At 69.6% G+C, this 13,498-nt stretch carries 13 protein-coding genes; 7 read left to right on the plus strand and 6 right to left on the minus strand.

Going from position 1 to position 13,498, the window contains the following annotated elements; all coding sequences use genetic code 11:
• Positions 1-55 precede the first annotated feature (55 nt).
• Together ACQPXM_RS28950 and ACQPXM_RS28955 are read right to left on the minus strand one after the other, a co-directional pair.
• Positions 56-1,330, minus strand: coding sequence for a hypothetical protein (locus tag ACQPXM_RS28950; RefSeq protein WP_432939209.1), 1,275 nt, complete (start codon positions 1,328-1,330; stop codon positions 56-58).
• A gap of 14 nt (positions 1,331-1,344) precedes the next feature.
• A complete protein-coding gene (locus ACQPXM_RS28955; protein ID WP_432939212.1) occupies positions 1,345-2,628 on the minus strand; it encodes a hypothetical protein in 1,284 nt (427 codons plus the stop codon).
• 77 nt (positions 2,629-2,705) lie between these two features.
• Here ACQPXM_RS28955 and ACQPXM_RS28960 point away from each other — a divergent pair, with 77 nt between their 5' ends.
• Positions 2,706-3,731, plus strand: coding sequence for an NUDIX hydrolase (locus ACQPXM_RS28960; RefSeq protein ID WP_432939214.1), 1,026 nt, complete (start codon positions 2,706-2,708; stop codon positions 3,729-3,731).
• A gap of 14 nt (positions 3,732-3,745) precedes the next feature.
• Here the strand turns inward: ACQPXM_RS28960 and ACQPXM_RS28965 are convergent, their stop codons facing one another.
• From ACQPXM_RS28965 to ACQPXM_RS28975, 3 genes are all read right to left on the minus strand, one after another.
• Positions 3,746-4,141: a DUF4870 domain-containing protein gene (locus ACQPXM_RS28965; protein WP_432939217.1), complete on the minus strand. Its 396-nt coding sequence runs from the start codon at positions 4,139-4,141 to the stop codon at positions 3,746-3,748.
• A gap of 7 nt (positions 4,142-4,148) precedes the next feature.
• Complete coding sequence (locus tag ACQPXM_RS28970) at positions 4,149-5,390, minus strand: RNA polymerase sigma factor (RefSeq protein WP_432939220.1); 1,242 nt, start codon at positions 5,388-5,390, stop codon at positions 4,149-4,151.
• Positions 5,391-5,459: 69 nt separating this feature from the next.
• A complete protein-coding gene (locus ACQPXM_RS28975) occupies positions 5,460-5,831 on the minus strand; it encodes a YciI family protein (RefSeq protein ID WP_432939222.1) in 372 nt (123 codons plus the stop codon).
• Positions 5,832-6,006: 175 nt separating this feature from the next.
• On the opposite strand from ACQPXM_RS28975, the gene ACQPXM_RS28980 reads away from it, so the two are divergent.
• The 5 genes from ACQPXM_RS28980 to ACQPXM_RS29000 all read left to right on the plus strand — a co-directional run bounded on the left by ACQPXM_RS28980 (position 6,007) and on the right by ACQPXM_RS29000 (position 11,090).
• Positions 6,007-7,440, plus strand: a complete 1,434-nt coding sequence (locus ACQPXM_RS28980) for a flavin-containing monooxygenase (protein ID WP_432939224.1) — start codon at positions 6,007-6,009, stop codon at positions 7,438-7,440.
• Between the two features lie 646 nt (positions 7,441-8,086).
• On the plus strand, positions 8,087-9,124 hold the full coding sequence (locus ACQPXM_RS28985) for an NADP-dependent oxidoreductase (protein WP_432939226.1): 1,038 nt from the start codon (positions 8,087-8,089) through the stop codon (positions 9,122-9,124).
• Positions 9,121-9,987 (plus strand): alpha/beta fold hydrolase, encoded by an 867-nt coding sequence (locus ACQPXM_RS28990; protein ID WP_432939229.1) that lies wholly within the window; start codon positions 9,121-9,123, stop codon positions 9,985-9,987. Before ACQPXM_RS28985 ends, ACQPXM_RS28990 begins: the two co-directional genes overlap by 4 nt.
• Before the next feature lie 57 nt (positions 9,988-10,044).
• Positions 10,045-10,443, plus strand: a complete 399-nt coding sequence (locus tag ACQPXM_RS28995) for an SDR family NAD(P)-dependent oxidoreductase (protein WP_432939232.1) — start codon at positions 10,045-10,047, stop codon at positions 10,441-10,443.
• A gap of 44 nt (positions 10,444-10,487) precedes the next feature.
• Complete coding sequence (locus ACQPXM_RS29000) at positions 10,488-11,090, plus strand: TetR/AcrR family transcriptional regulator (protein WP_432939235.1); 603 nt, start codon at positions 10,488-10,490, stop codon at positions 11,088-11,090.
• 6 nt (positions 11,091-11,096) lie between these two features.
• Here ACQPXM_RS29000 and ACQPXM_RS29005 read toward each other — a convergent pair whose 3' ends face one another.
• On the minus strand, positions 11,097-12,248 hold the full coding sequence (locus ACQPXM_RS29005) for a citrate synthase (protein ID WP_432939238.1): 1,152 nt from the start codon (positions 12,246-12,248) through the stop codon (positions 11,097-11,099).
• A 74-nt stretch (positions 12,249-12,322) separates the two neighbouring features.
• On the opposite strand from ACQPXM_RS29005, the gene ACQPXM_RS29010 reads away from it, so the two are divergent.
• Positions 12,323-13,498 (plus strand): citrate/2-methylcitrate synthase, encoded by a 1,176-nt coding sequence (locus tag ACQPXM_RS29010; RefSeq protein ID WP_432939240.1) that lies wholly within the window; start codon positions 12,323-12,325, stop codon positions 13,496-13,498.

The following is a 13,498-nucleotide window of genomic DNA, read 5'->3' on the forward strand; positions in this document are numbered from 1 at the left end:
CCCCAGGTCGTTGTCTACATGGGCTTGATGCGGCGATCGGCGGAAAGGTTGCGGGTCAGCGGACGGTCAGGGTGAAGACCCCGCTGTACGTCGCGTCGGCCGACGCGGTGGCCGGCACCCACCAGCGGAACTGGGTCGTGCCGCGCTTGTTCCACGGGAAGGCGATGAGACCGCGACCGGCGTACAGGGTCTTGTAGGTGACGCCTTGCCAAGCGCCTGAAGCGTTCCTGAACTGCAGCGCGGCCTTCTGTGTGCCAGGCGGATCGACCCAGAGGTAGGCCTGCGGTCGCGTGCCGAGATTCACCACGGGCTGGATGAACTTCGCGGACACCACCCGAGTCGTCGCCCGGGCCCCGACCGTCGCGCTGTCGGCACCGAAGCGGGCCTCGAGGGTGGGTCGCACCTCGTTGGCGACGACCACGCGGTACTGGCGGTGGCCCGGGTTCCGGAAGGCGGCACGGTAGTTGCCCTGCTCGTCGGTCCGGGTGGTGCCGACCACGGTCCAGGGTGCGGTCGGGGACGTCCGCTGGTGCACGACGACAGTTGTCGCCGTCGCGTTGTGCTCCCACTCGTTACAGGTCGGCGGCTGACCGCTGATGATCAGCGACCTCCACTTCACCTGTCCGGCGAGCGTCGTCGTTCCGCCGTACGGCGTCGCGCTCGGCGCGGCGAGTTTGATCCCCGTGATGGCGTTCAGCACCGCCCAGCCGCCGATCACGGATTTCCCCCACTCGTTCACCGGCCGAACCCAGAGGTTGGACGGGCGGCCCGTTCGCGCGACCGTGCCGGTCGGGACGTCGGTGATGATCGTGTTCCCGGCGCAGGACCAGTCGCCCGGCTTGTCCGGATTCGGATCGAGGTCGTGCTCGACCTCGTAGCGGTAGCGGACCGGCAGGTCCAGCGGGTCGCCGGGCGTGCCGTCGACGCTGTCGTCCTCGGGGACTGTCCAGCGCATCCGGTCGTACGACGGCGACGACAGCTCCAGGTCCCCGGGGGTGTAGACGTAACTGTCGAAGGGGACCGAGAGTGCCTCGGTGCCGTCCGAACCGGCGACCAGGACCTGCTGACTGTCGTCGGCTTCGGTCCTCGGGAAGCTGGTGGCATCCACGACGAGCTGGTTGGGCTGCGCCGCCGTCGTCGTCCCGAGCTGCCGGATGCCGACCGCCACGGTGTTGGCCACCGGCGTTGTTTCGGTCCAGGTGATCCGGACCTTGGTGTGAGTCGCGTCGGACCAGGCGAGCGTCACCGGGCCGATCGCGGCGGGTGCGGCGGGTGCGGGAAGAGCTTGGGTGGTGAGCAGCAGAGTCAGAGCCAGTGTTCGTTTCAGCATGCGAGTTCCCCAGGTCATCGGACGGTGAGAGTGAAGACCCCGCTGTACGTCGAACCGATCGCCCCGGTGGCCGGGACCCACCAGCGGAACTGGGTCGTGCCGCGCCTGTTCCACGGGAAGGCGAGGATGCCGCGGCCGGCGTACAGGGTCTTGTACGCGACGCCCTGCCAGGCGCCGCTCGCGTTCTTGAACTGCAGTGCGGCTTTCTGCGACCCGGCGGGGTCGACCCAGAGATAGGCCTGCGGCTGGGTGCCCAGGTTGACGGTCGGCTGGATGAACTTCGCCGAGACGACTCGGGTGACTGAGCGGACAGAGCGCGTCTGACTGTCAGCACCGAACACCGGGATCCCGGCGGGGTCGATGTGACTGGCGACGACCACGCGGTACTCGCGAGGGCCGGGGTTGCGGAAGACCGCCCGGTAGTTGCCGTCATCGCCGGTTCGGGTGGTGCCGACGACCGTCCAGGGTGCTTGGGGTGAGGTGCGCTGGTGCACGATCAGTGTCGTCTGCGCGAGCGGCCGGCGGCGCTCGTCGCACAACGGCGGCTTGCCGGTGATCAGCATTGCGTTCTGGTCCACGTGTCCGGTCAATGTGGTGGTGCCGCCGTACGGTGTGGCGCCCGGAGCCGTGACCTGAACGTCGGGGACCATGCTCACCTTCCGGGGCGCGACGGCACTTTGGCCCCACTCGTTCTGCGCTGCCACTCTGAGGGTGAACGGGCGCCCGGGATTCGGCACGACGCCGGTCCGGGTGGAGCTCACGGTCGTCGTCACGGTGCACATCCCGTCGTGCCACTGGAAGGGATTCGGGTCGAAGCCTTGGTCGACGTGGTAGCTGTAGTGGTTCGGGAGGTCGAGCGGGTCGTCCGGCGTACCGTCGACGGCGTCGTCGGCCGGCAGCGACCAGCGGAGCTGGTTGTACGCCGCGAACGACAGACTGAACGAGCTCGACGGCCTGACGTAGCTGTCGAAGGGGGCCGAGAGTGCCTCGGTACCGTCCGAACCGGCAACCTGGATCTGCTGACTGCCGTCGGCCGCGGTCTTGGGGAAGCTGCGGCCCTCCACCACGAGCTCGTTGGGCTGCGCCACTGTCGTCGTCCCGAGCGGCTGGACGTTCGGGACGCCGACGGTGTTGGCCACGGGCGTTGTCTCGGTCCAGGTGATCCGGACCATGGTCTGCTCCGCGTCGGCCCACGCGAGCGTCACCGGGCCGATCGCTGTCCCGGCGGCCTGCGCCGGCTCGCCGACAACGACCGGTGCGGTCAGTAGGACAGCCAGTGCCAGTGCGCGTTTCAGCATGTTCCCCCCAAGGCAGTGTGTGTACCTGGAACGATGCTTGCGGGATGGGAGAAGTTGCGTCGGGTACCGTTCCCGACGTGACTGGTGTGCCGCCGCAACCGACGTTGACCGATGGGGATCTGACGCTGCGTCCCTGGCGCGACGAGGACATCGACGCGGCGCACGGGCTGACCGACGACCAGATGGTCCGCTGGTTCGGGCTGAGCGGTACGCCGCAGCGGTCCGACCTGGCCGACGCGGTCGAACGGTCCCGTCGCGCGTACGCCGACGACCGGTCCGCGGTGAACTTCGTGGTCGAGCTGGCCGGTGAGTCCGGACCGGTCGGCACGGTCGAGGTCCGGCGGATCTCGCCGGGCGTCGGCGCGGTCACCTGGACGACGTACAAGCCGTACCGGGGCCGGCAGGTCGCTCGGCGCGCGGTCCGGCTTCTGGTGGTCTACGCCTTCGGCGAGCTCGGCCTGGACCGGCTGCAGGTCGAAGTCGACCCCGACAACCGGGCCGCGGCCCGGGTCGCGATCCGCTCCGGCTTCCGGCGCGAGGGGCTGCTGCGCGGCGGCGCCGTGCTGCAGGGTGAGCGGCGGGACGTGACGGTCTACGGCCTGCGCCGGGACGACCCGCGGGCCGACACGCTGTCGGGCTGGACCGCGCTGATGGACTCGGTGCTGCCGAAGAAGCGGGTGATCGCGCACGTCGTCGTCCGCGATCCCGCCGGGCGGGTGCTGCTGTGCAAGGTCAGCTACAAGAAGGACCTCGAGCTGCCCGGCGGCGTGGTCGAACCCGACGAGGACCCGCTGACCGGCGCCCGCCGCGAGATGGAGGAGGAGCTCGGGGTCGCCCTGCCGGTCAACGGCGTGCTCGCGATCGACTGGCTGCCGCGCTGGGAGGGCTGGGGCGACGCGATCGAGATCCTGTACGACGGCGGCGTGCACGATCCGTCGCTGATCTCGACCCTGCACCCCGACGGTTTCGAGATCCTCGGCCTGGACTGGTACGCCCCGGCCGACCTGGCCGGCCTGGTCTCACCACTCAACGCCCGCCGGCTCCCGGTGCTGCTGGCCGAGCCGGCCAAGCTGCACAACCTGCGCGACGGTTCGCCGTACTGATCACTTCACCCTGATCACTTCACGAAGCGCAGCGTGAGCGGATACCGGTAGTCGCGGCCGTCCGAGGCGGCCATCGTGGCGCGGACGATGACCACGATCGCGGCGACCAGGCCGATCACGACCAGCGGCAGCACGATCAGGACACCGAGCCCGAAGGTGATCAGCACCAGGATCGCCGCGACCACGCCGTAGATCAGCAGCGAGATCTGGAAGTTCAGCGACTCCAGCGCGTGCCGGCGAACGAAGTCCGAGCGGTAGCGGAAGATCAGCCAGATCGCCAGCGGGCACAGGAACCCCATCGCGAACCAGGCCGCGACGAACACCCCGACGTGGGCGAGCATGCTCCACGTCTTCTCCTCCGACGGCGACAGCGGCACACCCTGCCCCTGGAACTGACCGGAATAGCTCATACCCCAGTCAAGCACCGGGATTCGCCGTCGGCAACGACGCCCGTCGGCGCCGCAGAAAGCGTTGTTCCGCACCGTTCGCGGTCAGCGCGATCGCCGCGTCGTAGGCCGCGGCGGCCTCCGCCGGGCGCTGCAGGCGAGCCAGTACGTCGGCTCGCGTGGCGGGCAGGTAGGCGTACGCCTTCAGCGCCGGTTCCTTGCCCAGGGCATCCAGTTCGCCGAGCACCGCGACCAGGTCGGCGCCGGGGACCAGGCTCTGCGCCGCCGCCCTGTTCAGCGCCACGATCGGCGACGGCCAGCCGAGCAGCATCGCGTCGTACATCCGGACGACCTGCACCCAGTCGGTCTCCTCCCAGCTCGGCGCCGTCACGTGCAGCCCGGCCACGGCCGCCTGCAAAGCGAATCGCCCCGGTGGGTCGGCCTTCCGCAACGCCGCCGTCGCACGGCTGACGCCCTCGGCGAGCAACCTGACGTCCCATCGCGACCGGTCCTGATCCGCGAGCAGTACGAGCTCGCCGTCCTCGCTCACCCGCGCGTCACCTCGGGCCTGCGTCATCAGCAGCAGCCCGAGCAACGCCTGCGGCTCAGGCTCATCGGGCATCAGCCGCACCAGCAGCTGGGCCAGCTCGAGCGCCCGGCCGGTCAGATCGGCACGCGTCAACTCCGGCCCCGCCGCGACGTGACCGGCCGTGTAGACCAGCTGCACCACCGTCAGTACGACGTCCAGGCGGCTCGCCAGCTCGTCGTCGGCGGGAATCCGGTACGGGATGCCGGCGGCCGCGATCTTCTTCTTCGCGCGGGTAATCCGCGCGGCCGCCGTGGCCTCACTGATCAGCAACCCAGCAGCGACCTCGCGCGTCGTGAGCCCGCAGATCAGCCGCAACGTCAGTGCGACCTGGGAGTCGCGCGCCAGCGCCGGGTGGCAACAGGTGAAGACCAGCCGCAGCGGATCGGTCGGCTGCTCCACCTCGCCCGGTTCTTCGACGAGCAGGGGCAGCTTGCGCCGGAGCGTCGTCTCCCGCCGCAGCTTGTCCAGGGCCAGCCGCTTGGAGACCGTCGTCAGCCAGCCGGCCGGGTTGTCGGGCAGCTCCTCGGGCCAGGCGCGCAACGCCCGCACGAACGCTTCCTGCGCGCAGTCCTCGGCCAGATCCAGGTCGCGCGTCACTCGCACCGTGGCGGCCAGCACCACCGACCAGCACTCGCGATGCGCCGCCTCGACCCGCTCGGCGACCAGTCTCGCGCTGACTCCCAAGACTCCAGCTCCTTCTGCCCGGAGGGTGGTGGGATCTCCCTGAGCTGGAGATCCCACCCTCCACAGCGGCTACGCCGGCGGTTCGGCGCTCTCCGAGGTGTCCATCACCGGGCGGACCTCGATGTTGCCCGACGGAACCAGCTTGGCCAGGGCGAGCGCCTGGTCGAGATCACTGGCCTCGATCAGGTAGTAGCCGCCGAGCGCCTCCTTGGTCTCGATGAACGGGCCGTCGGTGACCAGCGGCTCGCCGTCGCCCTGCTGCTTGACCGTGCTGGCCGTCGACGACGGCAGCAACGCGGCCGAACTGACGATCGACGCCCCGGCCGCCTCCACCGCCGCCATGAAGTCGCCGTGCAGCTTCATCTGCTGCTGCCACTCCTCCGGCGTGATCTGGTCGTACCACTCCTCGCTGTCGAAGAGCAGGAACATGTACTGCGCCATCACGGGCTCCCTCGTGTCGGGGTTCTGCTGACATCTTGCTGACGAACGCCCGCCGACGGAATCGACAAACCGATGCGACGACTTTGCGTACTGATCACGTGACCTGGCGTACAGCACCGTTCGGCGCGGGTGGCTAGTGTTGACGAGGGACTCAACAAGCCGCAGGGAGGCATGCGTGGAGCACCTGGACGTCCTGATCGTCGGCGCCGGGCTGTCCGGGATCGGTGCGGCGTACCGCCTGCAGACCCAGAGCCCGCAGCGCTCGTACGCCGTACTGGAGGCGCGGGAGGACCTCGGCGGGACGTGGGACCTGTTCCGCTATCCGGGGATCCGGTCGGACTCGGACATGTTCACGCTGGGGTTCCCGTTCCATCCGTGGAAGGCGGCGAAGGCGATCGCGGACGGGCCGTCGATCCTGGAGTACCTGCACGAGACGGCCGCGGCGTACGGGATCGACGAGAAGATCCGGTACGGGCGGAAGGTGCTCGCGGCGTCGTGGTCGACGGCCGACGCGTTGTGGACCGTGCAGACCGAGCGCGAGTCGTACACCTGCAACTTCCTCTACGTCTGCAGCGGGTACTACGACTACGACAGCGGGTACGTCGTGGACTTTCCCGGGCTCGCGTCGTACGAGGGTCGCGTCGTGCACCCGCAGCACTGGCCGGCCGACCTGGACTACACCGGCCGGCGGGTCGTCGTGATCGGCAGTGGCGCCACCGCGGTGACACTGGTCCCGGCGATGGCCGACCGGGCGGAGCACGTGACGATGCTGCAGCGCTCCCCCAGCTACATCGCCTCCCGGCCGGCGCACGACGTGGTCTCGGACCGGCTGCGGGCGATCCTGCCCGAACGGCTGGCGCACCACGTCATCCGGGGGAAGAACGTCGCCTTCAGCTCGCTGGTGTACAGCGCGTTCCGGCGCTGGCCCGCGCCGGCGGCCCGGTTCCTGAACAAGGCGGCCGCGCGGGAACTGCCGCCGTCGATCCCGGCCGAACCGCACTTCGTACCGCGCTACAAGCCGTGGGACCAGCGGCTGTGCCTGGTGCCGGACGCGGATTTGTTCAAGGCGTTCCGTGGCGGTTCCGCGTCGATCGTCACTGACGAGATCGAGACGTTCACGCCCGACGGCATCCGGCTCCGCTCCGGCGAGCACCTGCAGGCGGATGTCGTGGTCACCGCGACCGGTCTGCAAATGGTTGCCCTGGGCAAGATCGCGCTGACCGTGGACGGCCGGCCGGTCGCCGTCAACGAAACCTTCGTCTATCGCGGCATGATGCTCAGCGGCGTCCCCAACCTCGCCTGGTGCATCGGCTACACCAACAACTCCTGGACGCTGCGCTCGGACCTCACTTCGCAGTACGTCTGCCGCCTGCTCAACCACATGAGCCGAACCGGCACGCGGGTCTGCCTGCCGGAGATCCCGGCCGAGGAGTACGCGAAGCCCGCCCGCCCAGTCGTCGACCTCACCTCTGGTTACATCCGCCGAGCCGCGGCGCTGCTTCCGCGCCAAGGCACCACGGGTCCGTGGCGGCTGCGGCAGAACTATCCGCGAGACCTGGTCGCGCTGCGCTTCGGCAAACTCACCAACCCGGATCTGCACTTCAGCTAGGTCGTACGGCGGGGGAAGTCCCCCACGCGGGCGCCTCCGCTCGCTGGCGCTCGCTACGGTGCCTGCTCCCACCCACCCCTGGTTCAGTTGCGGGCTACCGCCCGCCGGTGCGCGTGCTGTCGCCCGCTTCGTGTGAAAGCGGAGTAGGCCCGCGGCAGGCGATCGGTCCGGCGCGCGGGTGAGCGGGTGCAGGTGATAGACCCCACGCGGGCGCCTGCGCTCGCTGGCGCTCGCGACGTGCCTGCTCCCACCCACCCTTGGTTCAGTTGCGGGCTGGCGCCCGCCGGTGCGCGTGCTGTCGCCCGCTTGCCTTGCGCGTGCTGTCGCCCGCTTCCTGTGAAGACAGGTGGACCCGCGAGGCACGTGATCGGCGGGTGCACGCGTAAGCGGGCGGGCGGGTTACGAGTGCAAAGGTGCATGGCGGGGCGGATGCACGGGCGAGCGTATGCACGGGCGAGCGGGTGAACGGGTGGGCGGGGTGCAGGTGATTCACCCGACGCGGGCGCCTCCCCGCTCGCCGGCGCTCGCTGCGACCCACCGCCACCCTCTCATTCAGTCGCCGATTGCGCCCCCGCTTGACTTCTTTACTGAGTGCACTCATTATCGAGTTAACTCAGAAACATCCAGCGGAGAGTAGGCCGTCGCCATGCGCGCGTTCGTCGTCCGGCAGTACAAGGCCCCGGTGCAGGAAGCCGAAGTCCCCGAGCCCGTGGTCGGACCGCACGACGTGCTAGTCGAAGTCCGCGCGGCCGGGCTCAACGTGCTCGACGAGAAGATCCGGGCGGGCGAGTTCCGGCAGGTGCTGCCGTACGAGCTCCCGCTGGTCCTCGGCAACGACGTCGCGGGCACCGTCATCGGTCTCGGCGACCACGTGCGGGGGTTCGCGCTCGGCGACGAGGTGTACGCCCGGCCGGGCAAGGACCGGATCGGCACCTTCGCCGAGCGGATCGCGGTCGCCGAGACGGACCTCGCGCTCAAGCCTGCCTCGATCGGCTTCGAGGAAGCGGCGTCGCTCCCGCTGGTGGCGTTGACCGCCTGGCAGGCCTTCGTCGAGCGGGGCGAGCTGCGGCCGGGGCAGCGGGTTCTCGTGCACGCGGGTGCCGGCGGAGTCGGGACGGTCGCGATCCAGCTGGCCAAGCACCTCGGCGCGACCGTCGCCACCACGGTCAGCGCTCGCGACGCGGACTTCGTCCGCGAGCTCGGAGCGGACGTCGTCATCGACTACCGCAGCCAGGACTTCGAGCAGCTGCTCGACGGGTACGACCTGGTGCTGGACAGCCTCGGGGGCGAGAACCTCGCGAAGTCGCTGCGCGTACTGCGTCCCGGCGGCAAGGTGATCGGGATCGCCGGGCCGCCCGACGCGGGGTTCGCCCGCGAGCTCGGCGCGAACCGGCTGCTCCGGCTGGCGATGACCGTTCTCAGCAGCCGCGTCCGCCGCCAAGCCCGGCGCCTCGGCGTGACGTACGAGTTCCTCTTCATGCGCGCCAGCGGTGACCAGCTCCGCCAGATCACCGCGCTCGTCGACAGCGGCGCACTGCGGCCCGTCGTCGGACGGGTCTTCGACTTCGACCGGACCGTGCAGGCGGTGCAGTCGCTGGGCCAGGGCGGCATTCGCGGCAAGGCCGTCGTCAGTAGGACCGAATCATCCATCAGGCAGCACCCCGAAAACCGGAGAACACCATGAACTCGAACCGGCACGCCCGCGACGACATCGTCACCGCCTATCAGAACGCACCGACCCGCACCGTCGTCGCGGACGGCGTCACCTACGCGTACCGCGAACTGGGACCGAAGGGCGGCGTCCCCGTCGTCTTCTTCGTGCACCTCGCCGCGAACCTGGACAACTGGGACCCACGGATCATCGACCCGATCGCCGCGCGGCATCACGTGATCACCTTCGACAACCGCGGTGTCGGCGCCTCCACCGGCCGCGTTCCCGGCAGCATCGAGGCGATGGCCGACGACGCCGTGACGTTCATCAAGGCCCTCGGGTTCGACCGGGTCGACATCTTCTCGTTCTCCCTCGGCGGCATGATCGCCCAGGCCCTGGTCGCGAAGTACCCCACTCTCGTCCGCAAGCTCGTCCTGACCGGCACCGGACCCGCGGGCGGCAAGGACATGGACAAGGTTGCCGGCGTCACCTACTACGACATCCTGCGCGCGACCCTGACCCGGTCGGACCCGAAGGAGTTCCTGTTCTTCAACCGCAACGCCACCGGCAAGGTCGCCGCCCGCGCGTTCGTCAACCGGCTCGCGGAGCGCACCACCGACCGTGACGCACCGTTGAAGATCACGGCGTTCCGGACGCAGCTGAAGGCGATCAAGAAGTGGGGCCGGGCCGCCCCCGCCGATCTGTCGGCCATCGCCCACCCCACGCTGATCGCCAACGGCGACAACGACCGGATGGTGCCCTCGGTGCTGTCCGAAGACCTGCACCGCCGGATCAAGGGGTCGGAACTGGTCATCTACCCCGATTCGGGCCACGGCGGCATCTTCCAGTTCCACGAGGAGTTCGCCCCGCTCGCCGTCGACTTCCTCGCGCGCTGACGTCGACCCGCTGCCGCACCACCGATCAAGCCGCCCGAACCCGCCAAAGAAGGAAACATGCCCACTCTCAACGGAGCAGTTGTCCTGGTCACCGGAGCGAACGGTGGGATCGGAACCCACTTCGTCCACCAAGCACTCGCGCGCGGCGCGGCGAAGGTGTACGCCACGGCCCGTACTCCCCGCGCCTGGGACGACGAGCGCATCGTCCCCCTCACGCTCGACGTCACCGACTCCGCGTCGGTCGCCGGGGCCGTGGCGGCGGCACCGGACGTGACGGTCCTGATCAACAACGCGGGAGCCTTGCCACCGAGCGCGAGCCTGCTGGACGTGACCGAGGCGGACATCCGGGCCAACCTGCAGACCAACTTCTTCGCCCCGGCACTGAGCGGTCCGGTCGAGGCGCTCTACCCGGAATTGCGCGACCCGGCGGCCGCGTTGGTCGCCGTGGAAGAATGAGTGCGGGCGGATTCGAGCGCACTCAGCAGACAAGGACGGCAGCCATGGCAGTCGCCTCGCAACCGGTCGGACGGCGCGAGCGGAACAAGCAACAGAAGCTCGACCGGATCACAGCCGCTGCCCGGGAACTCTTCGCCGAGCGCGGGGTCGACGAGGTCACCACCCAGGAGATCGCCGACAAGGCCGACATCGGCGCGGGCACGCTGTTCCTCTACGCCAAGTCCAAGGGCGAGCTCCTGCTGCTCGTCCAGAACTCGACGTACGCCGACGCGCTGGCCCGCGGCAGGTCGGCGGCCGAGGGCATCCCCGACCAGCTCGACGCAGTGATGGCGATCGTCCGCCCGGTCGTCGAGTGCAACCGCAAACAGGTCGACAACGGGCGGACGTACCTGCGGGAGATCGTCTTCGGCGACCCCGAGGAGCCGCACCACCGCGACGCGCTCCTGCTGACCGTGGAGACCGAACGGGCGATCGCCGGCGTACTGGGTCGCGACGAACGTTTCGACTCCGGCGACGCCGCGAAGCTCGCGCACATCGTCTCCGCGATCATGTTCGTCAGCATGGCGTCGACGATCAACCTCGCGAGCCCGGTCGAGGACATCGTGCAGGAGATCCGGGAGCAGCTTCGGGTGCTGCTCCCGGCCTAGCGCCGTTCAGTCGATCGGGGCCGGCGGTGGCGGGCCGACGTAGCGGGCTGACGGGCGGATGATCTTTCCGTCCTCCGCCTGCTCCAGAATGTTGGCCGTCCAGCCGATCACCCGGCTGACCGCGAAGGTCGGTGTGAACATCGAGCGCGGCAGGCCGCAGCGGTCCATCACGACGCCGGCGTAGAACTCGACGTTGGCGTACAGGTTGCGGCCCGGCTTCAGTTCGGCGAGCACGTCGACCACCGTTCGCTCGACGGTGACGGCGAAGTCCACCAGCTCCCCGCCGAGGCCTTGGGCGATCTCGCGCAGCATCAGTGAGCGCGGGTCGTCCGTGCGGTAGACCGCGTGGCCGAAGCCCATGATCCGGTCCCCCGCGGCGACCTTCGCTCGCACCCACGCGTCGGCGCGGTCCGGCCTACCGATCTCGTCCAGGCTGGCCAGTGCTCGGTCCGGTGCTCCGCCGTGCAGCGGACCTGAGAACGCACCCAGCGCGCCCGCGACCGCCGAGACCACGTCCGCTCCGGTGGACGCGATGACCCGGGCGGTGAAGGTCGACGCGTTGAAGCCGTGGTCGACAGTCGCGATCAAGTAGGCCTCGATCGCGGCCACCTGCTCGGCTGTCGGCTCGGCGCCGGTCACCAGGTACAGCCAGTTCGCCGCCGTACTCAGGTCGTCGCGCGGTTCCAGTGGTTGCTCGCCCTGCCGCAAGCGGTGCAGGGCGGCGAGGATCGTCGGGGTCACCGCGCACACCAGCATCGCGTCGGCCTTGCGCCGGGCGCGGTCCGCGTCCCACAGCGGTGGCAGGTCGCGCGCGGCGGCCAGCACCGACAAGGCGGTGCGCAGGCCCGCCAGCGGCTTCTCCGCGACGCCGGCTGCGGCGATGGCCGGCAAGATCTCCCGCACCTCGTCCGGCAACACCCGCAAGGGCGCGACCTCGGCCACGAACCGGGTCCGCTCGTCCGCGGTCGGCAACCGCCCTTCGAGCATCAGGAACCAGACGTCCTCCACCGTCTTCTTCCGCGCCAGCTCGACCGCGGAGTACTGGCGGTAGTGGTAGAAGCCCTCGTCACCGCGTACGTCGCCGAGCTCGGTCTCGGTCACCACTACGTTCCGCAGCCCGGGCGGCACCTCGAACAGTTGATCCACATTGATTGACATGGAGTCAAATTGATACGAGAATCCACTATTGTCAACGTTGATCAAGTCAACATCAGTGGCGCGGGGAGCGTGGCGTGGCCGATCCGAGTGACGAGCATTACCTAACCACCGCGGAAGTCGCCGCCCGCTTGAAGGTCAAGCCGGAGACCGTCTACGCGTACGTGAGCCGCGGTCTGCTCACCAGCACCCGCGCTCGCGGCCGTCGAGGCAGCCTCTTCCTGGAAGCCGACGTCGACCGCCTCGCCGGGCGAACCGTCGACCATCCCGGCGCCATCGAACGCATCGAGTCCCAGCTCACGCTGATCACCGACGACGACCTCTACTACCGAGGTCACCGAGTGCGCGACCTCGCGACCACCCACACCGTCGAGTCGGTCGCTTCACTGCTGTGGACAGGCAGCCTCACTTCGCCCCCTCGGTTCCCGGCTCCCGCGGACGAAGTCGAGTTGGCCCGGCGAGCGATGACGGCCGCTCCGACCGGAGCACGATTGACCGACAAACTACGGATCGCCGTCGCCGTGCTGGGAGCCGGGGACCTGCTGCGATTCGACCTCACGCCGCAGGCTGTCACTCGGGCAGCGGCCAAGCTGCTCGGCGTACTGGTCGCGGCGCTTCCCGGCCCCGACTCTCAGGCGGAATCCTTCGGCGCCGACCTCTGGCCGAAGCTCGCGACCGGGTTCGACGCACCACCGCGCCCCGAACTGCTCGACGCGGCGGTCGTCCTGCTCGCCGACCACGGCCTCGCGGTGTCCACCCTCGCCGCCCGCGTCGCCGCCAGCGCACGGGCCAACCTGTACGCCGTGGTGTCGGCCGGCCTCGGCGCTCTCGACGGCCAACTGCACGGCGCCGCCACGTCGGTCGCGTACGACTTCCTGCGCCAGGCAGCAGACGACCCGGTCGCCGCGGTATCCGCCCGGCTACGCACCGGTCAGGCGGTCCCCGGTTTCGGCCACAAGTTGTACCGGCGCCGCGACCCGAGGGCCGAACTGCTGCTCGAACTGCTCGGCGACGTCCCCGCGACCAGAACCATCCGGGCGCTGGCCGAACAGGTGCGGGGATTCCCTAACAGCGATGTCGCAGTCGCCGCGCTGATGCACACCCACGGTCTGCGGCCGGACGCCGGCGAAGCGCTGTTCGCCATTGCCCGGATCATCGGTTGGACGGCGCACGCGCTGGAGGAGTATGCCCAGCCCGCCCTCCGATTCCGTGCCCTGGGCATCTACACGGGACCGGATGCCCAAGGCAACTAA

Origin of the sequence: Kribbella sp. CA-253562, assembly GCF_050942265.1 — a bacterium.
GTDB lineage: Bacteria > Actinomycetota > Actinomycetes > Propionibacteriales > Kribbellaceae > Kribbella.